The sequence below is a fragment of the Collinsella sp. HCP3S3_E5 genome, from assembly GCF_052067635.1.
In the GTDB taxonomy this organism is placed as follows: Bacteria; Actinomycetota; Coriobacteriia; order Coriobacteriales; family Coriobacteriaceae; genus Collinsella.
This window is the reverse complement of sequence record NZ_JBQHQF010000003.1, coordinates 1-20518: the sequence shown is the minus strand read 5'-3', so window position 1 is coordinate 20518 and position 20518 is coordinate 1. Positions and strand designations below refer to the sequence as shown.

Genomic DNA, 20518 nt, shown 5'->3' with positions numbered 1-20518 from the left:
CCTTATTTCTTCTTCTTAGCACCGATCTGACGCTTCGGGCCCTTGCGGGTACGAGCGTTAGTGTGGGTGCGCTGGCCGCGGACCGGGAGGCCCTTGCGGTGACGAAGGCCGCGGTTGCAGCCGATGTCCATAAGGCGCTTGACGTTCTGGTTGCGCTCACGGCGGAGGTCGCCCTCAACCATGATCTGGTTCTTGTCGATATACTCGCGGATGGCGTTAACCTCATCCTCGGTGAGGTCCTTAACGCGCGTATCCACGTTAACGTTGCACTCGACGCAAATCTTCGTCGCAGTGGTGCGGCCGATGCCGTAAATGTAGGTCAGACCGATCTCAACGCGCTTCTCACGCGGGAGGTCGACACCATTAATACGGGCCAACGTAGTCTCCTCTCTTAACCCTGACGCTGCTTATGACGGGGGTTCTCGCAAATGACGAGGACCTTGCCATGGCGCCTAATGATTTTGCACTTATCGCACATCTTCTTGACCGAAGGACGTACCTTCATCGTTCTTCCTTTCGGTAGCGCTCAAACTACTTCCCTACTATCTACTCGCCCAGCCGCAGGCGTTTAAAACTATGGCTGGTCTTCACACACAATCCGACCGTAGGTTGAGCTAAGCCTGCAGTCGGAAATAGAGTGCGTGTATGCGTGCCGCTATTTGTAGCGATAGGTGATGCGGCCGCGGGTCAGGTCGTACGGGGAAAGCTCCACGACAACCCTGTCACCGGGGAGAATACGGATGTAATTCATTCGAATCTTGCCAGAAATGTTGCACAGAACCGAATGACCGTTCTCGAGCTCGACCTTAAACATGGCATTAGGCAACGGTTCCTTTACCGTACCCTCGAGCTCAATTGCGTCTTCCTTCTTCACAAGCAATCATCTTTCTCTAGAAAACGACAGCGATTGAGTATTCTACAACACGTATACACGCATCGTAATAACTTCGTAATGGCTCCACAACTACGTGGAACTTGTTACATTTGAAATGTAAAACAAAGCCGTTCCCTGATGCCCAAGATCGCCTTGAAATGAGAAGGCATAGACCTTGGGGGCATGCCTTCGAAATTGAAAGGCGAGGTTGGGCATCAGGGGGCGGCGACTTTTACATTTCTCCGCCTTGGAGCGCACACCAGGATCCTTGCGCATCGGCGGTAAGAATCACCGGACCGTCATTGGTGATGGCGACGGTGTTCTCGTAGTGCGCGGCGGGCAGGTGGTCGTTGGTGGTGACGATCCAACCGTCGGAGCCCGTGCTCACATGGTTGGAACCCATCGTTACCATCGGCTCGATGGCAATGACCATACCGGCCTGGAGGCGAACGCCCCTCCCCTTCTTTCCATAGTTAGGAACGTTGGGGTCCTCGTGCATCACGCGGCCAATGCCATGGCCCACATAGTCACGAAGCACGCCATAACCGTGAGACTCGGCGAGGGACTGGACGGCATAACCAACATCCCCGATATGGTTACCGGGAACAGCCTGCTCAATGGCAGCCTTAAGGCAATCGCGCGTAACCTCGCACAGGGCCTTGGCCTCGGGCGTAGGGGTGCCGACGAAAAACGTCCATGCGTTATCGCCAACCCAACCGTCGACAACGGCTCCCGTATCGATAGAGATGATATCGCCATCGCGCAGGATCATATCGGGGTTGGGAATACCGTGGACCACGGCATCGTTGATCGATGCGCAAATGGTCCCCGGGAACCCGCCGTAACCCTTAAAGGCCGGGGTGCCGCCATGCATGCGGATAATCTGCTCCGCGAGCTGATCGAGCTCAAAAGTCGAAACGCCGGGGCGCACCATGGCTCCAACGTGGCGGAGCGCCATCTTAGATAGCGCTCCTGCCTTCTTCATCTGCTCGATTTGCGTTGCAGACTTAATCTTAATCATAGACCGAGGGCCTCTTTGACATCCCCGTATACGGTCTCGCGAGCCTGGTCACCGTTGACCGACTTGAGCAGACCCTGGCCACGATAGTAATCGACAAGCGGGCTCGTGGACTTCTCGTAGACGTCGAGACGGTTCTTGATGGTCTCGGGCTTATCGTCGTCGCGCTGATACATCTCGCCGCCGCATTTGGGGCAGGTAACATCGGCAGCAGTGCCGGTGTAACCGCAGGCGCGGCAGGTGCGACGCGAAGACAGACGATCGATAATGACCTCGGGGGCCACGTCGACCAGAAGGGCACAGTCGATCTCGCGGCCCATGGCGGAGAGCTCGGAATCGAGCGTCACAGCCTGGGCGGTGTTGCGCGGGAAGCCGTCGAGGATGAAGCCCTGCTGGGCGTCATCGGCGGCAAGGCGCTCCTTGACAAGGTCGATCACGAGCTGGTCGGGAACGAGCTCGCCAGCGTCCATGTACTTCTTAGCCTGAATACCAAGCTCGGTGCCACCCTTGACGGCAGCACGCAGCAGGTCGCCCGTGGAGATGTGGGCGACGCCAAACTCGGCGACGAGCTCCTGTGCAACGGTGCCCTTACCGGCACCCGGAGCTCCGAGCAATACGAGGTTCATGAGCAATCCTCCTCTAGCCTATTTAAAGAATCCATCGTAATCATACATCTTGATCTGGCCTTCGAGCTTGTCGACCGTGTCGAGCACGACGCCGACCATGATGAGGATGGACGTGCCGCCAAATGCCTGGATCAGCTGATTGCCCGTGAAGGAGAAGATGATCGAAGGCACGATGGCGATGAGCGCCAAAAAGACAGCGCTGGGAAGCGTAATCTTGTTGAGCGCGTTCTTGATGTAGGCCGCGGTAGCCCTACCCGGACGAACGCCCGGAATAAAGCCGCCCTGCTTCTTAAGGTTGTCGGCCGTGTCATCGGGATTGAACACCATGGAGGTGTAGAAGTACGCGAAGAACACGATGAGGAAAACGTTAAGCACCCAGTTGAGCCAACCGGTCGAAAGCGCAGAGGCAACTGCCTGAATCCAGCCGATGCCGGGGAAGAACACGGCAACCTGAGCCGGGAAGTACAGCAGCGCCGAAGCGAAGATGATCGGCACGACACCCGCGGTGTTGACCTTGATGGGCAGGTAGGTGGTCTGGCCACCCATCATGCGACGGCCCACGACGCGCTTAGCGTAGGAGACCGGAATGCGGCGCTGGCCGCGCTCAAGGAAAACGATCAGCGGGATAACCAGCAGGATGATGGCGCAGATGATCACCATAGTGATGATGCCACCGCCATTGCCCTCGGTGCTGGAGAAGATCGCCTGCGGCAGACCGGCCATGATGTTCGCAAAGATGATCAGCGACATGCCATTGCCGATACCGCGCTGGGTAATGAGCTCACCAATCCACATGATCAGCATGGCGCCCGCGGTGAGCGTGCCGACGATCATGAGGTCGAAGATGATCTCGGGAGCGGCGGCGCCATTAAAGCTGATGCCGAAGCTCTTAAAGAGGAAGAGGTAACCCACGGAGTTGAGGATTGCCAGAGCCAGGGTGAGGTAACGCGAATACTGCGTAATCTTGGTCTGACCGACCTCGCCCTCGCGGGCAAGCTCATGCAGGGAAGGCACAACGGCCTGGAGCATCTGGAGGATGATCGAGCTGGTGATGTAAGGCATGATGCCCAGCGAAAACACCGACACATAGCTCAACGCGCCGCCAGAGAAAAGATTCAGGAGGGCCATAGCACCTGCGGCGACCGAATTGTTATCGGTCGAGAAAAGGCCCAGCATCCCCTGGAAGGGAATGCCGGGCACAGGAACGTGCGCACCAATGCGGTACACGACGAGCATAGCTATGGTAAAAAGAATCTTTTCGCGCAGTTCTTTGATGCGGAAAGCATTCTTAAGACCATTTAGCACGGCAGCTCGACCTTTCCGCCGGCGGCCTCGATCTTGGCCTGCGCAGAAGCGCTGACCTTGTCGACCTTGACCGTGAACTTCTTGGTAAGCTCACCATTGCCGAGCACCTTGACGGGCTCGAACTCGCTCTTGGTGATGCGAGCGGCCTTAAGAGCGGCACCGTCGATTACAGCGCCATCCTCGAACTTACGCTCGAGACGCTCAACGTTAACAGCGGTGTACTCGATACGACGGGGGTTGCGGAAGCCCGGAAGCTTGGGCAGGCGCATAGCCAGCGGAGTCTGGCCACCCTCGAAGCCGGCACCCTTGGTGCCGCCAGAGCGAGAGCCCTGGCCCTTCTGGCCGCGGCCAGAAGTGGTGCCGTGACCCGAAGAATTGCCACGGCCAACGCGCTTGCGGTTCTTGGTGGAACCGGGCGCGGGAGTAAGATCGTGAAGCTGCATTTGCTACTCCTCTACAATCTCGACAAGGTGCTTGACCTTGAAGATCATGCCGCGGACGGACTCGTTGTCAGTAATCTCGCGAACCTCGCGGATCCTGTGGAGACCGAGGGCACGGACAGTACGGACCTGGTCCTGCTTGCAACCGTTGGTGCTGCGGACCTGCTTGATCTTGATGGTGTCAGCCATGCTTAGTTCTCCTTACCGACGAACATCTCGGAGACCGTCAGGCCACGGCGAGCCGCGACGTCCTCAGGGCTGGAGAGCTCCTTGAGGCCCTCGACGGCAGCCTTGATGATGTTGAGGCCGTTGTCGGTACCGAGGGACTTGGACAGGACGTTCTTGATGCCAGCAAGCTCAAAGAGGGGACGCACAGCGCCGCCGGCGATAACGCCGGTACCCTCGACAGCGGGCTTGATGATGATGCGGCCGGCACCAAAGTGGCCGATAACCTCGTGCGGAATGGTACCCTCTTCGGTCACCGGCACGTGGAACATGTTCTTCTTGGCATCGAGAGACGCCTTGGAGATGGCCATGGGCACCTCAGCGGACTTGCCCATGCCAACGCCGACGTTGCCCTTGCCGTCGCCAACGACGACGAGAGCGACGAGGCTCATGCGACGGCCGCCCTTGACGGTCTTCGACACGCGGTTGATGTAAACGACGCGCTCCTCGAACTCGGAGGCCTCGCGCTGCTGCTTCTGATTACGAGCCATGTGCTACATACCTCCTAGAACTCGAGACCGGCGGCACGAGCACCGTCGGCGAGGGCCTTGACGCGGCCATGGTAGATACGGCCACCGCGATCGAAGGCGACCTTGGTGATGCCGGCCTCGATGGCGCGCTTGCCAACGAGCTGACCGACCTTCTCCGCAGCCTCCTTGTTCGAGGTGTGGGTGCCCTTGAACTCGGCCTCGAGGGTCGAGGCAGAGACGAGCGTCAGGCTGGAGCCCTTGCTGTCGTCGATGATCTGGGCATAGATGTTGGCGTTGGTACGGGTCACGCGAAGACGCGGACGCTCGGCGGTACCCGAGATCTTGCCGCGAACACGACGCTGACGACGCTTGAGGCCTTCCAGCTTCGCCTTATGCTTGTTCATACGTAAACTCCTAAAAAGGTTGATCTTGCCAGCACCTAACGGGGTGCTGGTCTTATGCGAGTGAGTCGGTTACGACTACTTGGCGGCCTTACCCAGCTTGCGGCGGATGTGCTCGCCAACGTAGTGGATACCCTTGCCCTTGTAAGGCTCGGGAGGACGATGGCCGCGGATCTCAGCGGCGATCTGACCGACCTGCTGCTTGTTGATACCCTTGACGTTCACGTGGGTGTTGTCGGGAACCTCGAAGGTGATACCCTCGGGAGCCTCGACGATCACGGGGTGCGAGAAGCCCAGGGAGAACTCGAGGTTCTTGCCCTTCTGCTGCACGCGGTAACCGACGCCGGCGAGCTCGAGCTTCTTCTCGAAGCCCTCGGAAACGCCAACAACCATGTTGTGGATGAGGGCGCGGGTGAGGCCGTGGCGGGCACGGGTCTCACGCTCGTCGTCGGGACGGGAAACGGTGAGGACGTTGTCCTCGATATTGATAGCGAGCTTCTCATAGACATCGAGCTCGAGCTGGCCCTTGGGGCCCTTGACGACAACGTTGTTGCCGTTGACTGCCACTTCGACTCCGGCGGGAATCTGGACAGGCTTATTACCGATACGAGACACGGTGATCTCCTTTCCTTCTACCTACCGAGCGAATTACCAGACGTAAGCGATGATCTCGCCGCCGACGTTGTGCTTGCGAGCATCGCGGTCGGTCATGACGCCATGGCTGGTGGAAATAATGGCGGTACCAAGGCCACCGCGGACGCGGGGCATGTCGGCAACGCCGGTGTACTTACGCAGGCCCGGCTTGGAAATGCGGCGGATGCCGTTGATGACCTTAGCCTTCTTGGGGCCATACTTAAGCGTGATGTGCAGAGTCTTCTGGGGAACGGTGTCCTCGACATCGTAGCCCTCGATGTAGCCCTCCTCGTGCAGAACACGAGCGATCTCGACGAGCTTCTTGCTGCTCGGCATGGAGACCGTGGCCTTGTTCACAGAGTTAGCGTTACGAATGCGCGTAAGCATATCTGCGATCGGGTCTGTAAGGTTCATACAGATTCTCCTTCGTTCTTGATGAACACGTGCTCTTGGTTCTTCGCCGCCCTTAACGGCAAAGCCTAACTAGCACGTTTTCCCTGTTCCAAACGGATGCTTGAAACGCTGGTAGTGACTTACCAGCTGGCCTTCTTAACGCCGGGAAGCTCGCCCTTGAGTGCAAGCTCGCGGAAGCAGACACGGCACAGGCCGAACTTGCGGTACACAGAGTGCGGACGGCCGCAGCGCTGGCAGCGCGTGTACTCACGAGTAGAGAACTTCTGCTTGCGATTGCACTTGACGATCATCGATGTCTTAGCCACTTATATCCTCCTCACATAGAGTATTGTTCGCCCCAAGCGCCGACCCCTTGTGGGAACGGCGCTTATAGGGCAGGTGAACCTATTTCTTGAACGGGAAACCAAAGGCGTCCAGAAGGGCCTTGGCCTCCTCATCGGTGTTGGCGGTGGTCACGAAAGTGATGTCCATACCACGCTGGTGATCGACGGAGTCAAAGTCGATCTCGGGGAAGATGAGCTGCTCGGTGACGCCCATGGAGAAGTTACCACGGCCGTCGAAGCTCTTGGCGGAGATGCCGCGGAAGTCGCGGATACGGGGGATAGCGACGGAGGTCAGACGATCGAAGAACTCCCACATACGGTCGCCACGCAGGGTAACCTTGCAGCCGATCGGCATACCAGCGCGCAGGCGGAAGGTAGCGATGGACTTGCGGGCACGGGTGATCATCGGCTGCTGGCCGGTGATGGCGCGCAGGTCGCGCACGGCACCGTCGATGGCCTTGGAATCGGTAGCGGCCTCGCCGACACCCATGTTCACGACGATCTTCTCAAACTTGGGGATCATCATGACGTTCTCGTACTGGAACTTGTCCTGAAGCTGCTGCTTGACCTCGTTGTTGTACTTGGCCTTCAGACGCGGCACATACTTCTCTTCTGCCATTGTTCACTCCTTCTTGGGGTTTTAAGCACGGGGCGTGGCCACGGTGGGTTGTCCTCGTGCCTCCTGACTGCATCCGCGCCGCTCATGGCATTTCGCGGTTTGGACTCGACGCAGCAGGAGCCGACAAAACAATCGGTACTATACGCGCATTGGGTGCGTATTTCCAGAAAAACATCGTCTGCCTGCACAACTCCACAACTCCCTCGCACAAATGGGTCCCAAAAAGCCGTTGCGGTGAAATAGGGACTGTTTGACGGCTTAACCGGCTTAAACAATCCGTATTTCACCGCAACTCATATATGGGGCGTTATTTTTGGCGAGGCAGGACCAGGTTGAGGACGACGGCGACAAGTGCGGCGACGGCAATGGAGGATCCGCCAAAGACGGTGTCGACCCATGCGGGGAATCCAGCGCCGGCAAGCGCGCCGGCCGTGCGCTCAATGCCCGTGCCAAAGGCGATGGAGAGACCCATGAGCGTGGTATCGCGCTGAGACAGGCCGTGGCGGGAAAACATGACCACACCGTTCATGCCGATGGTTGCGAACACGCCGATCGTGGCGCCGCCGATCACCGGCTGCGGAATGGACGTGAGCACTGCCGCGCACTTGGGCAGCAGGCCCGCGACGAGCAGAATGGCGGCTGCGAGCGTAAAGACCATACGGTTGACGACCTTGTTCTCGGCGATGATGCCCACATTCTGGCCAAAGGTTGCCGTGGGAACGCCGCCCAAAAAGCCCGAGAGCATACCGACGAGACCATTGGCGATCAATCCGCCCGAGATCTGACTATCGGTCGCGGGGGTATCGAGCGCCGCAGAGGACACAGCGGCAAACTCTCCCATAACCTGCACGGCGTTCACGATGGCCACAACGCCCACCACGGCGCACGCCGCTGGATCGAACACCAGACGATGGGCGCCAAACGCCGGTGGGGCAAACCAACTTGCAGTCGCGACAGCCGAGAAGTCGACCATGCCCAACACCGCCGCAACGACAAAACCTGCGCAGATACCGGCCAGGATGCCGCCCAGCTTGAGCGCGCCCTTGCCGTAGTTACCGGCCATAAAGGTGACGACAAACGTCACGAGCGCGACGGTCCAGTTGGTGACGCTGCCAAAATCGGCCGCGCCCTCCCCGCCTGCCATGGACGCCACGGCAACCGGGCACAGCGACAGGCCAATAACAAAGATTACGGTACCGAGCACCGGAGCTGGGAACAGAAAGCTCACGCGCTTAAACAAAAGACCGAAGAGCACGACGAGCGCGCCGCCGATAACTTGAGCGCCCAGCACGGCCTCGAAACCAAGCTCAAGACCGACCGCTTTAAGTGCCGGCACGAAGGTAAAGCTCGCACCCATCACAATGGGCAAGCCCGAGCCGACGATGCCTTTTATGGGGAACTGTTGAAGGAAAATGTCAAGCGCCGAGAGGACCAGCGACGCCTGAATGACGGCGGCTTCCTCTTGAGGCGTGAAGCCGCAGACCGACGCGATGATGATAGCGGGCGTAACGATACCCGCGAATGCCGCCAGCACATGCTGCAGTGCATGGGGCAATACCTGCACAAACGAAACTTTTCCCGTACGCTCGAACAGGGCGTCCCCTGCCACCGACTCTGCCATTTGCGCCTCCCATACCCTAGGCAGCGGCCCTATGCCGCCCAACGGGCGGACATTATAGGGCATATGGCACAGGTAGCATTTTGACCCGCATGCGACAGAGGGCTGGGGTAGCTAATTTGGGACGGGGCTCTTTTAGCTACCCAACAGTGAGCGAACGCCTCGAGATGATTTTTCTGGGACGGGGATTTAAAAATCATTGCGTACCTAATGATTTTTTAGTCCCCGTCCCAGAAAAATCATCGAGCAGGCAGGGTAGCTAAAAGAGCCCCGTCCCAAATTAGCTACCCCTGGGATGCGACTAGCGCTTGCGGGGGACGAGCTTGGTGCGACGCAGATGGATCATCTCGGCGGCGATGGAGATGGCGATCTCTTCGGGGTCCTCGGCCTGAATGGCAACGCCGATCGGCAGGTGCAGCTCGTCGATCTGGTCCTGCGTAAAGCCCTCCTGCTCCAAGCGAGCCCGCACAAAGGCCGTCTTGCGGCGCGAACCCAGGCAACCCAAATAGGCGGGCTTGGCGCGCAAGGCCTGAATCACCACATCGATATCGGACTTGTGGCCCGCCGTGGCGACGACTACCAGATCGCGCGGACCGATGGGGCATTGCTCGTCCAGGTTCTTGTAGTCGACCAGACGACGGTCGTAGACGCCGGGCACCCATTCGGGCGTCAACGTGCCGGGGCGATCGTCGCACGCCACAACGGCAAAGCCCGCCGCCGTGAGCACGCGCGCCGTCGCGGCGCCCACGTGACCGCAGCCAAAGATGTAGGTCAGGCCCTCGGGGCAAAGCGTCTCGATGTGCGCCGGGGGAATCTCGGAGGCGGCGTTGGTGTAGGTGACCTTACTCCCCTCTTCCGTCAGCGAAAGCCCGGGGCAGCCCACAATGGTGCGACGCGACTCCTCGCCATGGTATTCGGCAGCGTCGCTTTCGAGCGCGCTTGCGATAAACGGTTCAAAGTCGATGACGAAGTCGCCGATGCGTCGATACGCCAAGACGTCGGCAACCGACTGGAACAACGGCGCCTGCGATGCATCCAGGTGCAGATAACACAGGCAGATGGCTCCGCCGCAGATCATGCCGGTATCGGAGTTCTCGCCGCCCATGGTGTAGCGGACCAGGCGCGACTGCCCTGCGGCCAACAGCTCGCGCGCCTCGTCCAGCGCAAAGAGCTCGATCTTACCGCCGCCGATGGTGCCCGCTTGGCTGCCATCGGCAAAGACGGCCATCCAGGCGCCCACGCCGCGCGGCGATGACCCTGCCGTGCCGGTAACTACCACCAGCTCGCACGTCTTACCGGCCTTCAGAGCGCCAAGCGCAGCATTCACCACATCGAGCTTTTCCATCGTCGCTTCCTATCCCCTAAAAACGTCGGTGAACATGGCGAGCGCCTCGAGTACGCCGCCGCCGACCGACGTCGCCTTGTCCGAAATATAGTTGATATAGCTGGCATCGCCGCGCGGGTCGACGTCGGCACATTTAAAGCCCTCGGTCACCAGAACGCCGTCGGCCAAAAGGCCGCGCAAGCAGCCGGCAATCTGCGTGACCATCGGAGTGTCGCCCGCATACCCGATCACATCGCCGGCACTCACGATGTCACCGATCGCGCGGTCGGACCTAAACACACCGGCGGCGGGGCTGTGGATAACGCGCTCCTTGCCATACCCGGCGATGACACCCGGCACGCCCGTATTGGGCTGGGGCGAGCCCTGGGTGATGACGCGGCCGAGGAAATGCCCACGCATGGTCTCGACCACAGCATCGCAATCGACCGGCGCGGTAAAGCCCGGCCCCACGGCGATGACGACAGGCGCCATATCGCGCGTGGTGCCCAAGTTGCGCTTAGCCAGGATCGCGTCGACCACAGCAGCGGGCTTAAGTTCGTCGAGCATCTTGGCCTGGGGATCCACCACAACGGCGACATCTCCGGCCTGGGTAATGGCAAGCGCCTCTGCCGGCGCCTGCGCCAAGCGGGCACGAATGCCCTCGACCTGAACCTCGCCCAGGCGAATGGCCTCGCAAAAACTGATCGTGCGACGGATACACGTGGGAACCGCGATATCGGCCATGACAACCGACACGCCGGCGCGCACCAAACGGGCGGCGACGCCCGTGGCGATATCGCCGGCGCCGCGAACATAAACGAGCATTTCCGGGGCACCTCCCTGTGCTACGGTTTGAGCAGAGCAAAAGCGGTTCGACCGCTACTCTGATGATTATTTATTATCACAGTATTATACGGCGGTGAACAGATGGAAACGACGAGCGGAAACCTTGCCTCCGCGCTCAAGCTCGAGCCGGGCATTACCGCGATTATCGGCAGCGGCGGCAAGTCGACCTTGCTAAAGACGCTCGGCCTTGAGCTTATGCGCGCGGGCGGCCGCGTGCTCCTCTGCACCACCACGCATATGTTTCCCGTCGCCGGCGTGCCATGGAACGGGTCGAGTCGTCGCCTGGACTCCGCACCTTGGAAGCCGGGCGCCGCACATGTCCCCGGTTGCACCTGCGAGGCCTGCGCGGGCCTTGCGCGGGGAAGCATCCGCCAAGCAGGTGTCTTGGACCCCGAGACGGGCAAGCTCTCTGCCCCCGCCGAGCCGCTCGGCGAGCTGGCACAGCGCTTTAACTACGTCTTGGCCGAGGCGGACGGCAGCAAGCGGCTCCCGCTCAAAGCCCACGCCGCCTGGGAGCCGGTGATTCCCTCTGGCACGGCCAACATCGTCTGGATCGTCGGCGCCTCGGGGCTCGGCAAGCCCATCAACGAAGCCGTCCACCGCCCCGAGCTCTTTTGCGAGCGTTGCGGCTGCGAGCCCACCGACATCGCCACGCCCGAGCGCGTCGCCCAGGTGCTCAATGCCGAGATGCAGGCGCTGAGGCTCGACGCCGCGCACGTCATACTCAACCAAGTCGACGCGCTCAGCGACCCGGCTATGGCCGCCCGCTTCGAAGCGGCTCTCGACCGCTCCATCATCGCCACCAGCCTCCAGGGGTAGCTAATTTGGGACGGGGCTCTTTTAGCTACCCCATGTTGAGAGAAAAATCATCAGGTAGGCAGGGTAGCTAAAAGAGCCCCGTCCCAAATTAGCTACCCTGGCGGCACCCCCTGCTAGCGAGGCGCGTAGCAGGCCGCAACGTGTTCTGAGACGCGGCGCTGGCCCTTGGCGGTGTCGACATCCCACAGCTCGTAGGCACGTGCCTCGACCAACTGGATATCGGCACGACCGCGCAGCAGCGACGATCCGCCGTCCTTGCCCTTAAGCCCCATAAGGTTAGGAAAGAAGCTCGCGGGGAACAGCACCGGAGAGGCCGGCTCGCCGTTCAGGGCAAGACGCACGGGCGCGACACCGCCGTTGGCCTTAAAAGCACCGGCGAGTGCCTCAAAGGAATCCGAACTCACGAGCGGCTGGTCGCCCGGCAAAAAGAGGCAGCCCCTCCAATCGCGATCGGCTCCCCAAGTAAGGCCGGCGCGCACGCTCTCGCTCCTGAGCGCGCCATCGTGCCGTACGCACGCGCAGCGCAGCTCACGGCAGATCTCGGCAACCTGGGGCCAGCGCGTCGTAACAACAACGTCAAATCCCCTGGGCACCGATTCAATCGTCCGCTGAATCAGCGGCTTTCCACAGATGTCGGCAAGCATCTTGTTAGAGCCAAACCGCTTGCCCTCGCCCGAAGCCATAATGACGCAACCAAGTTTCATGGCGATACCTCCCCTGAAGCCATCGTACCCATAACGCGCGTCGCGGGGCATCTACATCGAAAGCGCTTATCCCGCACGCCCACGATGCAAAAAGGGGGCACCCCGCCGGTTGGCAGAGCGCCCCCTTTACATGGCTTACCTCAACCCGGCTTTAGGCCTGGAACCAACGGACGGCGTTGCGCTCATAACGCAGCGGCACTTTCGTTATTTGCGAACAAGTGGGGTTTATGGCAAAGTGTGCCCAAACTAATTTTTAGGAAGGCACCCATGACCCCCGCACAGATTGAGTTTTTTAAGCGCCTTGCACACGGCCTGGCGCTCCAGTTTGGCCCCAACTGCGAAGTCGTCGTCCACGACCTGGAGACCGAGGACGTGGATCACTCCATCGTGGTGATCGAAAACGGCCATGTAAGCGGGCGCAAACTGGGTGACGGTCCCAGCCATATTGTGTTTGAGTCCATGCACGAGGACACCACCGACGTGCACGACCGCGAGCCATACCTCACCAAAACCGCCGATGGCAAGCTGCTTAAGTCCTCGACCATCTTTATCCGCAACGACGAGGGCAAGCCTGTCGGCATTTTGGGCATTAACTTTGACATTACGCTCATGAAAGCTTTTGAGCGCTCGCTCGATGCCTTTACCGGCACCGACGGCACGGGCTACACCGAGCCCGAGCCCATTACCAAAACCATCGGCGACTTGCTCGAAGATCTGCTGCGCGAGTGCGAGCAATACGTGGGCAAGCCCGCAGCCCTTATGACCAAAGATGAGCGCATTCGCGCCATTGGCTACCTCGATCGTCGCGGCGCCTTCCTCATTTCCAAGTCGAGCGAGCGTGCCTGCGAGTTCTTTGGCATCTCTAAGTACAGCTTCTATAGCTACCTCAACGAGGCAAAGGCAGAGGCCGACGACAAATAGTCAGCGCGTCTGCGCCCCTCCCCTTTTGGGCGTGAGTTCTGGAATGCACGAATCCAAGACTCGGCCGCAAGGCAAGTTCCATATAATCGAAGGACGAGACAGTTCGAAAGGATGGAACAAGATGGGGTCGAGCAACGCATCGCGCAACGACCACGGAGGCTTCGCTTCTGCCGCCAGGCATGCGAAACGCGCGTTTGACGTGGGCGAAGACGATCTGTTTGCGTTGAGCCTCGACGACGTGATGAGCGATCGCCCCTGGACAGCCGACGAGCCCATGGGCGGCGGAACCCATTCGACAGGCGATCCCTCCGAGACGGCATCGTTTATCGCCGCGGCGCAGCATCTTGCGCCCGAACCGCCCATTGCAGATCTCGACGACTTTGCGACCCGTCAGTTTGCCTTCGATTCCTGGGCTGATGCCGATCTGGACGAAACATCTGCCGGAGCGCCGACGCTCGGCGAGCCGGTAAATCCGCTTGTCGCCGCGTCCGCTTCCGAATACGAGCCGGACGACCATGCGCAAGCTATACCCACATCCTCATACACCGATAGCCACACTGATAACGACGATTATTATGGCGACTACTACGCTGCAGAAGAGGCGCCGCGCTTTTTGGATTTCAATCCAGTAGCAAAGATTATCTTTATAGCGATTGTCGTGGTGCTACTTGGCGTCATTGCGTTTGAGGGATTCCAGCTGTTCCGCAGCCCCGTCGAGTCCGAATCGGCAACGCAGCAAAAAGAGGACGAGAGCAACGACTACCTCGACGTCAACAACCTCAAGGGCGACCCCAACGACGGGGACGAGTAGCGGGGGTTAGGGGCGGCTGAAGCGTCCATATGTAGCACCAGCTTCTACGTGCTGTTTTGTTATCCAGTTACACTTTTCCAGATGTTGAGACCGTCAGATTCGACACTTTTCCGTACTTTCTTACGGCCGATTTCGACACTTTTCCGAATGTTGGCCGAATAATTGCCGCGTAATCAAGCGCCGTCTGCACATCATTTCGCAGGCGCGCTTGATTTGTGTCCGCGCGCGCTGATACACTCCATCGTGCCCGCAAGGAGCGGGCGCGTTTTATCCAGAGTCGGGGTAGAGAGTTGGCTCCACGATCCCGACGCCAACCGGCCAAGAGGCACGGTGGCCCTGCCAACATCGATGAAAGGAGTCCGTATGGACAATTTCTCCGTGCGCAGTGAGCGCAACTTCCACAACCTGGCAGCCAAGCCAAAACGAATGCATCTTCTGGACGCACCGAGCGGCTATGCCTCGGCCATGGTTAAGAGCAGCCTCTCCCACCAGATGCGCTTTACCGTGCAGGTGCTCGAGGAAGAGCTCTGCGCCGCCGGCGACCCTCACGTACTGCAGATCAAGCTGCTCGGAGACGATTCACGCGAACCGTCTAGCTGGAAGCTCTTCGCCGACGGCGTGTGCGTTGCGGACGGATCTGGCACCTTTGCCCGTGAGTGCTTCTGCGAGGGCGCTGAGGTGTTTTTGGACCTGTGCCGCGACGCCGTGCGCGCGGCTGGGCTGCGCCAGTGGAGCCAGAGGGAGTACGAGCTGCTGAGTGCCGCGTGTGGGATTGCGATGGCGTAGACGAACGCAGGAGGCATCATTGTGGCGCGCAGTCTTTGATCACACGGTGTCAAAAGGCTGGCACTTGTGTCTGCCTTTGACAGTCCGAAAGCGCTAGCGAAGTTCATTGATGCCGCGGCTAGATACGCAGCAGTAAAGAGATGTTGAATACAAAAAGAGGCCTCCCATCTCTAACACAACCAGAAATGGGAGGCCCTTCATATCCGAAGCCCCTCTCAAGCAAGGCAATTGTAAGTCAGCCTATTCTGCATCCTTAAACTGAACTTCGTACTTCTCGCCCATCCGCTCACCAATTCCAGTGACGTACTGACTCAAGAGAGTTTTAGCTCTTTCACGGGCGCTGTTCATCAATGCTGAATTGCCCTCGGCACTTTTTATCATTTCATTTTGGGCTTCTTCAAGCGCAGCAGACTGGTCAACTGTCGTAATAGGAGTTAGCAACCCGGTATCGCTATAGATATCGGAAAAGGTGCTCTCGTCGGCTTGGGGCTGACCGAGGATCTGCGCATTAGGGACTGTGATAGTTACGACATTGTTCTCGTCCGGCCTACTGACATCTACCTTGGAGACGTCAACGCCCAGTTGCACCGTTCCGTCATACTCGAACCACGCTTTCTTGTATCCCACGTTTATCCCAAACAACATATTGGTGCCGTCGTTATAGATTTCCGCGACGTTATGGAATCTGCACTCAACGGTAGCAAGCTCGGCAATCTTCGTATAATCCGAAAAATCAGGCTCTTCGTCTTTTTTTGCGCAACCCGAAAGCCCAGTAAGCGACAGCGCCGCCACGAGGGCAAAGCATACCAACCATGGTTTACGCATTGGAGTCAGCCTCCCCCTTGTAATCGGCCAACGGTTTGAAATCAAGCTCGTACTCACCCTCGATAAGCGGCAGCGTCAGGGCCTTCACGGTATCCCGCAAGCTCGTGTCCGCCTGTTTTTTAATCTCTTTTTTATCGACTTCGTCTGCGGCATCTTTACGACAAAGTGACAGAACATCTTTTATATCTGCAGTTGCGTTTTCGGGAAGGTAGCCAAACTTACTATTGTCGAGCTGAGGCTCGCCAACCTGCGCTTTGGGGAGATAGGCGGTAACGACCTTATTCTCTTCGTCGATGCCAAACTGGATGTCGCTCATCGTAAACGATGCACGAATGTGAGCCTCGTATTTAACGCGATATTCCACGCGATCCATCCAGAGGAACCTGCCGTGTTTCTCGACGATGCCGTGGTAGGTGTAATCAACCGTAGAAAGACTGTCGATATCTACAGCAGACTTAAGATCCGATGTCGTGAGGTACTGAGTTTCGTCGTTATCGAGCATTGAAGGGAGGATGAAGCCGAAAAATCCGACAAGGGTCACCGCTATGACCACGACCAAAGCGATCTTTACCTTGGTCGACAGCTTTCCAAAAAACTTGGCAACCTTCTTACCCCACTTGTCATTCGCCTCGACCGCTTCTTTTCGAGACACTTCCACACGCTCATCATGCCCGGAGGTACATTCGGACTGAACGCCCCTCTCATGTTTGCTATGTTCCAAAACACGCCTCACTCATACCGTTGAGTAGTAATCTGCTGGTAGAATTCTATCAGCAGTTATTGAACTCATTTCTTCCAGTTCGGCAGGAGGCAAAATGAAGCAGTTGTATGCAGTTTTGGCAGTTGTGATTGCGTTGATAGCCCTCATTCTTCTCGCCAGCACCATTGGCATTATCAGCATCAGGCTTTAGCTCGCCATCAGATACCTCGCATCCATCCCTCAGCAGATTCAGCCTCAGCCTTCAAATTAGGCAACCACAACGGCATGCGCAACGTCTGCGGGCTCACCGAGATCGGTGAGCCCGCTTTCCGTAATCTGGTTGCCAAAATGTCGGTGGTCAGAATCTCCCGAGTCAATCACGAGCGATGAGCGAACATAGACAGCTGCAGAGAGCTCGAACGCTTGACGTACGAGAGTGTAGAAACCCATATCTCGAATATAGCGGCTCTTCTATGCCGCTCTCAAAAGTATCCCTCGTTGGGTATTCAGACACTCCTTCAGTCCCTCAATATCATTCGGCTTCTTTTCGAACAGCTTAAGAACGGCATTGGAGGTCTTCTCGCCATTCGCCTTGGACAGACGATCAGTGTAGTCGCGCACGGACTTAACAATGTCCTCAAACTGCTCGCCCTTAATTTCGACTGTGAAGCCTTCCCTGCCGTCATTAAGAGCAGTTATGGCGCCTTCCAATCTGTCAATCATCTCGATCGTAAGTTCGCCATCCCCCAAAGCCTTAAGGTATTCCGAGAATGCGGAGTTAAAGTCTGCCATCCGCTTCTTTCGCAACGCGCCTTCTTTGCTGTGGCGCACGCGAGTTACTCCCGCATAGACGCCTCCGCCGACCGCAGCTACGCCCGCAACCGCAAGCGCAGCTATAGCAACTTTCTTGTTCTGTTTCGCAAGCTGAACCGCCTGGTCAGCTATACGCAGCGCTTTGTTGGCCCCATTTTGAACATCTGCAGGCTTAAGATGCCGAACAATATGCCCGGCGCCGTCGCGCACAACACCGCCCCATTGGACATACTTACCCGAAGCTAGGCCCACCGCAATTTCTGCGGGAACTTCGAAAGCAACTTGCTGAATCATAAGTACCTTTCTATGAAAGATCTTGCCGGATAGATATACAGAACGGATAGGGTGCCTCGCTGGTATTGCCGGATCCCTCTAATAATTGAGCTAACTTATTTAACTCATTTAATGAGTTTGAACGCAATAAAGAAAAAACGGAAAAGAGTAGCCATCACGTGAGAGAACAGCCGACGCCAGCCTACAGGCAGCATTTGGGGCAGTTTCGGGGAATATTGACTTTTTCACTTTTGCATCAAAGGAGTAATTCTTTAAAAACTCCAAACAGCGCAACCAAAACTTATCAAAATCATTTGTTGATACATAAGCAAGAATAAAAACCGGGGTTCCGAGCGGATTATAGTTGGTTGTTGCCTTTCTTATATGCTCACCAATATAGCTAGCATTTACGCACGACAGCTTAAGCCCTTCAATAATTGCCGCCTCGCGCCCATCTTTTTGCAAGAGAATATCGACTTCCCCGGCCGCTGAGCCATTTGAGGAGAGCCCATGCCTAGTCTGGTCTTTGACCTCACAGCAATCCAGCCGGTCCAAGAAATCACGAAAGAAGTCGTTGATGGAATCCTCGGAAATGGCGTCTGTATACAGGCTATTTTTACTTAAGTTCTCCCCAATCCTCACAATTTCTTTTTTGATCATCTGAGCATTTTTAACATCAACATCGAATCTGTCCTGATCAGAGGCAAAAGAAGGAGAGGACGGCGCGACGTCATCAATCAAGAACAGCTCATGCAGCAGAAGACCAGTCACAGACGTATTCAACGCCTTGGAAACAGCCGTATTAAGGAGGGTCTTCATTTCGCGCAAGCGATCTATGGACGCTGACGGGCCAAGCAAGGTTACATCCATAGCATTTGAATCCCAGGGGGACGGTCTAATCCCCGCATAATAAGCGTTACCGAGGTCTTCATAATCGTAATGGCAACGTCGTAAGTCCGTAAGAGCTTTTGTATCCGGGACAATAGCCGCTAGATACTGTTCGACACGCCGACCGAAACCGTCAGGAACTTGATAAGAATACACCGAGTCTCTCTCCTTCAAAATGGAAGGCGCATGCAGCCTACTGTTCGCCCGCCTTCATGTAGGTAAGCTCAAACGCTTTCACGCGACGCATTTCGGGCAGACAGCTTTCAATATGTCAAAACGTTGCCAAATATCCAAGCCACAATCGAGCAGAATATCCCATCTGTTATCGATCTGAAGATGGCGTGCATGAAGAGCGCCGCTGAGATAAATGCGACACGCCATCACGGCCCGCTTGCATAACGTCATCGCAAAGCGCTCCGCACTCTTTTTCGCTCCAAGAGTAAATTCGGTGGCACACGGGAATGACGAACTGCATCTTCGCGACACCCATAAAGTCGAGCAGATTCGCTTCGGTTGCTTTCGTTTACGGTTGTCCCCTCTTTGTTCTTGCCGTCTAGGACTAAACGCCCGTTGAATGACATATTAGCCATGGAGGGCACAAAGCCGATTGAGTATCTATGTCTCATATCTTTGCGACGCTTGCTATGGCTGCTACTGCATATGAATTGAAGCATAGTTTTACGCGGGTGAGATCCTCGCCTTATTCCGACGGTACGTCCCCTACAGAAGCGAATTGCGCAGACACGAATCTCAGTGCTGATAACGAAAACGACAACCAGGCCATCGACACTTGACGACACGGCCCAACCAGACAGCAGCGCCGTTCACCCGCTCGCACCGAAGGTCTCTTTTAATACACCGCTATAATACTTTCGGACGCATTTGTATTGCATTTCGAGCGATGGGAGCGCAAATGCCCGATAGCTACAAGGAGCTCATCAAGAGCAATCCCGACGAGACGGAGATCAGGAGCTTCCTGGTGAACGGCGACCAGGTCTCCGTGACCCTGCGCATTCCCGACACCTTGCGCGACGCGGCGAAGGAGGAGGCGGCCCTGCGGGGCATGAGCTTCTCCGCCTTCGTGCGCACGTGCATGATCGAAGAGCTCGCGAAGAAGGGGGCGTAGAACCCATGCAACCCGACTTCTTCGACAACAGGGCGCGCATCGTCAAGGACGACCTCGTCGCCAACATAGCCGCCGGCGACCGCGTGGCGATAGCCGCGTCGGTGTTCTCCATGTACGCCTACCAGGAACTCGCCGAGCAGCTCGAAGGCATCGACGAGCTGCGCTTCGTCTTCACGTCGCAGGCGTTCACCAAGCAGCGCCCAGCGCGCGAGAAGCGCGAGTTCTACATCCCGCGCCTATCCCGCGAGCAGGGCCTTTGCGGCACCGACTTCGAGATCAGGCTGCGCAACGAGCTCACGCAGAAGGCCGTCGCGACCGAATGCGCCAACTGGATCCGCCGCAAGGCGCGCTTCCGCTCCTTCGAGGGCGAGGGGCGCATGAGCGGCTTCATGGATATCGACAAGACGGACGACAACGTAGCCTACATGCCCTTCGACGGCTTCACCACGCGCAAGCTCGGCTGCGACAGCCCCGCGGAAGCTCCCGACGTGACCATGCGCCTGGACGCCTCCCAGTCGCGCGCCCTGCTCAAGCAGTTCGACGACGCCTGGGACTCGGGCGAGCTCCACGACGTCACCGACGCCGTCATCGACGGCATCACGGCCTGTTTGTGTCAAGCTCGGGCTTTCAATTGAGGCAGCGGTTCTTTTCACACGTGGCAAGGAAAGGTTTCAGGTTTGGCAAAGGCGTGCCTCTTTCTCTCTTTGGCTTTGCCT

General features: G+C 57.7%; 29 protein-coding genes and 1 riboswitch. Of the genes, 6 read left to right on the top strand and 23 right to left on the bottom strand.

The window, feature by feature from the left end; translation table 11 throughout:
• Positions 1–2 precede the first annotated feature (2 nt).
• From rpsM to yqeB, 17 genes are all read right to left on the bottom strand, one after another.
• Positions 3–377: a 30S ribosomal protein S13 gene (rpsM, locus tag ACTM82_RS01455; protein WP_154516058.1), complete on the bottom strand. Its 375-nt coding sequence runs from the start codon at positions 375–377 to the stop codon at positions 3–5.
• A gap of 14 nt (positions 378–391) precedes the next feature.
• A complete protein-coding gene (gene rpmJ / locus ACTM82_RS01450; protein WP_006363204.1) occupies positions 392–505 on the bottom strand; it encodes a 50S ribosomal protein L36 in 114 nt (37 codons plus the stop codon).
• Positions 506–655: 150 nt separating this feature from the next.
• Entirely contained in the window at positions 656–874 is a 219-nt protein-coding gene (gene infA / locus ACTM82_RS01445) for a translation initiation factor IF-1 (protein ID WP_035137443.1), read from the bottom strand.
• A 232-nt stretch (positions 875–1106) separates the two neighbouring features.
• Positions 1107–1895, bottom strand: coding sequence for a type I methionyl aminopeptidase (map, locus tag ACTM82_RS01440; protein WP_441055246.1), 789 nt, complete (start codon positions 1893–1895; stop codon positions 1107–1109).
• Entirely contained in the window at positions 1892–2518 is a 627-nt protein-coding gene (locus ACTM82_RS01435; RefSeq protein WP_347486596.1) for an adenylate kinase, read from the bottom strand. Before ACTM82_RS01435 ends, map begins: the two co-directional genes overlap by 4 nt.
• An 18-nt stretch (positions 2519–2536) precedes the next feature.
• Positions 2537–3823 carry a preprotein translocase subunit SecY gene (secY, locus tag ACTM82_RS01430; RefSeq protein ID WP_441055248.1) on the bottom strand — a complete coding sequence of 429 codons (1287 nt, stop codon included), beginning with the start codon at positions 3821–3823 and terminating at the stop codon, positions 2537–2539.
• The gene (gene rplO / locus ACTM82_RS01425; protein WP_006235267.1) at positions 3817–4266 is read right to left on the bottom strand and encodes a 50S ribosomal protein L15; all 450 of its coding nucleotides are present in this window, start codon (positions 4264–4266) and stop codon (positions 3817–3819) included. Before rplO ends, secY begins: the two co-directional genes overlap by 7 nt.
• Positions 4267–4269: 3 nt before the next feature.
• Positions 4270–4452, bottom strand: a complete 183-nt coding sequence (gene rpmD, locus ACTM82_RS01420) for a 50S ribosomal protein L30 (protein ID WP_154516067.1) — start codon at positions 4450–4452, stop codon at positions 4270–4272.
• 2 nt (positions 4453–4454) lie between these two features.
• Positions 4455–4979, bottom strand: coding sequence for a 30S ribosomal protein S5 (gene rpsE, locus ACTM82_RS01415; RefSeq protein ID WP_154516070.1), 525 nt, complete (start codon positions 4977–4979; stop codon positions 4455–4457).
• A gap of 14 nt (positions 4980–4993) precedes the next feature.
• Entirely contained in the window at positions 4994–5362 is a 369-nt protein-coding gene (gene rplR / locus ACTM82_RS01410; protein WP_118270231.1) for a 50S ribosomal protein L18, read from the bottom strand.
• Positions 5363–5437: 75 nt separating this feature from the next.
• Positions 5438–5974, bottom strand: a complete 537-nt coding sequence (rplF, locus tag ACTM82_RS01405; RefSeq protein WP_370450587.1) for a 50S ribosomal protein L6 — start codon at positions 5972–5974, stop codon at positions 5438–5440.
• Positions 5975–6007: 33 nt separating this feature from the next.
• Positions 6008–6406 (bottom strand): 30S ribosomal protein S8, encoded by a 399-nt coding sequence (gene rpsH / locus ACTM82_RS01400; protein ID WP_006235262.1) that lies wholly within the window; start codon positions 6404–6406, stop codon positions 6008–6010.
• Between the two features lie 119 nt (positions 6407–6525).
• The gene (locus ACTM82_RS01395; RefSeq protein ID WP_022094280.1) at positions 6526–6711 is read right to left on the bottom strand and encodes a type Z 30S ribosomal protein S14; all 186 of its coding nucleotides are present in this window, start codon (positions 6709–6711) and stop codon (positions 6526–6528) included.
• Between the two features lie 79 nt (positions 6712–6790).
• Positions 6791–7348 carry a 50S ribosomal protein L5 gene (gene rplE, locus ACTM82_RS01390; protein WP_154516073.1) on the bottom strand — a complete coding sequence of 186 codons (558 nt, stop codon included), beginning with the start codon at positions 7346–7348 and terminating at the stop codon, positions 6791–6793.
• Positions 7349–7655: 307 nt separating this feature from the next.
• Positions 7656–8969 carry a uracil-xanthine permease family protein gene (locus ACTM82_RS01385; RefSeq protein ID WP_441055250.1) on the bottom strand — a complete coding sequence of 438 codons (1314 nt, stop codon included), beginning with the start codon at positions 8967–8969 and terminating at the stop codon, positions 7656–7658.
• Positions 8970–9267: 298 nt separating this feature from the next.
• Positions 9268–10311 carry an XdhC family protein gene (locus tag ACTM82_RS01380; RefSeq protein WP_441055252.1) on the bottom strand — a complete coding sequence of 348 codons (1044 nt, stop codon included), beginning with the start codon at positions 10309–10311 and terminating at the stop codon, positions 9268–9270.
• A 9-nt stretch (positions 10312–10320) separates the two neighbouring features.
• The gene (gene yqeB / locus ACTM82_RS01375; protein ID WP_441055254.1) at positions 10321–11115 is read right to left on the bottom strand and encodes a selenium-dependent molybdenum cofactor biosynthesis protein YqeB; all 795 of its coding nucleotides are present in this window, start codon (positions 11113–11115) and stop codon (positions 10321–10323) included.
• A 102-nt stretch (positions 11116–11217) separates the two neighbouring features.
• Here yqeB and yqeC point away from each other — a divergent pair, with 102 nt between their 5' ends.
• A complete protein-coding gene (yqeC, locus tag ACTM82_RS01370; protein WP_441055256.1) occupies positions 11218–11955 on the top strand; it encodes a selenium cofactor biosynthesis protein YqeC in 738 nt (245 codons plus the stop codon).
• A 113-nt stretch (positions 11956–12068) separates the two neighbouring features.
• Here the strand turns inward: yqeC and ACTM82_RS01365 are convergent, their stop codons facing one another.
• On the bottom strand, positions 12069–12659 hold the full coding sequence (locus ACTM82_RS01365; protein ID WP_427747852.1) for a nucleotidyltransferase family protein: 591 nt from the start codon (positions 12657–12659) through the stop codon (positions 12069–12071).
• A gap of 267 nt (positions 12660–12926) precedes the next feature.
• Between ACTM82_RS01365 and ACTM82_RS01360 the strand changes: the two genes are divergently transcribed.
• The 3 genes from ACTM82_RS01360 to ACTM82_RS01350 all read left to right on the top strand — a co-directional run bounded on the left by ACTM82_RS01360 (position 12927) and on the right by ACTM82_RS01350 (position 15177).
• The gene (locus tag ACTM82_RS01360; RefSeq protein WP_441055258.1) at positions 12927–13580 is read left to right on the top strand and encodes a helix-turn-helix transcriptional regulator; all 654 of its coding nucleotides are present in this window, start codon (positions 12927–12929) and stop codon (positions 13578–13580) included.
• Between the two features lie 121 nt (positions 13581–13701).
• Positions 13702–14391, top strand: a complete 690-nt coding sequence (locus tag ACTM82_RS01355) for a hypothetical protein (RefSeq protein ID WP_441055260.1) — start codon at positions 13702–13704, stop codon at positions 14389–14391.
• A 264-nt stretch (positions 14392–14655) separates the two neighbouring features.
• Positions 14656–14746, top strand: a riboswitch (SAM riboswitch).
• 8 nt (positions 14747–14754) lie between these two features.
• Entirely contained in the window at positions 14755–15177 is a 423-nt protein-coding gene (locus ACTM82_RS01350; protein WP_441055262.1) for a hypothetical protein, read from the top strand.
• 240 nt (positions 15178–15417) lie between these two features.
• On the opposite strand, the gene ACTM82_RS01345 is transcribed toward ACTM82_RS01350, so the two are convergent.
• The 5 genes from ACTM82_RS01345 to ACTM82_RS01325 form a co-directional block, all read right to left on the bottom strand.
• Positions 15418–15969, bottom strand: coding sequence for a DUF4230 domain-containing protein (locus ACTM82_RS01345; RefSeq protein ID WP_441055263.1), 552 nt, complete (start codon positions 15967–15969; stop codon positions 15418–15420).
• 25 nt (positions 15970–15994) lie between these two features.
• Entirely contained in the window at positions 15995–16723 is a 729-nt protein-coding gene (locus ACTM82_RS01340) for a DUF4230 domain-containing protein (RefSeq protein ID WP_441055265.1), read from the bottom strand.
• A gap of 450 nt (positions 16724–17173) precedes the next feature.
• Entirely contained in the window at positions 17174–17809 is a 636-nt protein-coding gene (locus tag ACTM82_RS01335) for a hypothetical protein (protein ID WP_441055267.1), read from the bottom strand.
• Between the two features lie 108 nt (positions 17810–17917).
• A complete protein-coding gene (locus ACTM82_RS01330) occupies positions 17918–18832 on the bottom strand; it encodes a hypothetical protein (protein ID WP_441055269.1) in 915 nt (304 codons plus the stop codon).
• A gap of 78 nt (positions 18833–18910) precedes the next feature.
• On the bottom strand, positions 18911–19081 hold the full coding sequence (locus tag ACTM82_RS01325; RefSeq protein WP_441055271.1) for an MIT C-terminal domain-containing protein: 171 nt from the start codon (positions 19079–19081) through the stop codon (positions 18911–18913).
• Between the two features lie 496 nt (positions 19082–19577).
• Here ACTM82_RS01325 and ACTM82_RS01320 point away from each other — a divergent pair, with 496 nt between their 5' ends.
• Together ACTM82_RS01320 and ACTM82_RS01315 are read left to right on the top strand one after the other, a co-directional pair.
• On the top strand, positions 19578–19802 hold the full coding sequence (locus ACTM82_RS01320) for a YlcI/YnfO family protein (RefSeq protein WP_441088501.1): 225 nt from the start codon (positions 19578–19580) through the stop codon (positions 19800–19802).
• A 5-nt stretch (positions 19803–19807) separates the two neighbouring features.
• Positions 19808–20437: a hypothetical protein gene (locus ACTM82_RS01315; protein ID WP_441055273.1), complete on the top strand. Its 630-nt coding sequence runs from the start codon at positions 19808–19810 to the stop codon at positions 20435–20437.
• Positions 20438–20518 lie beyond the last annotated feature (81 nt).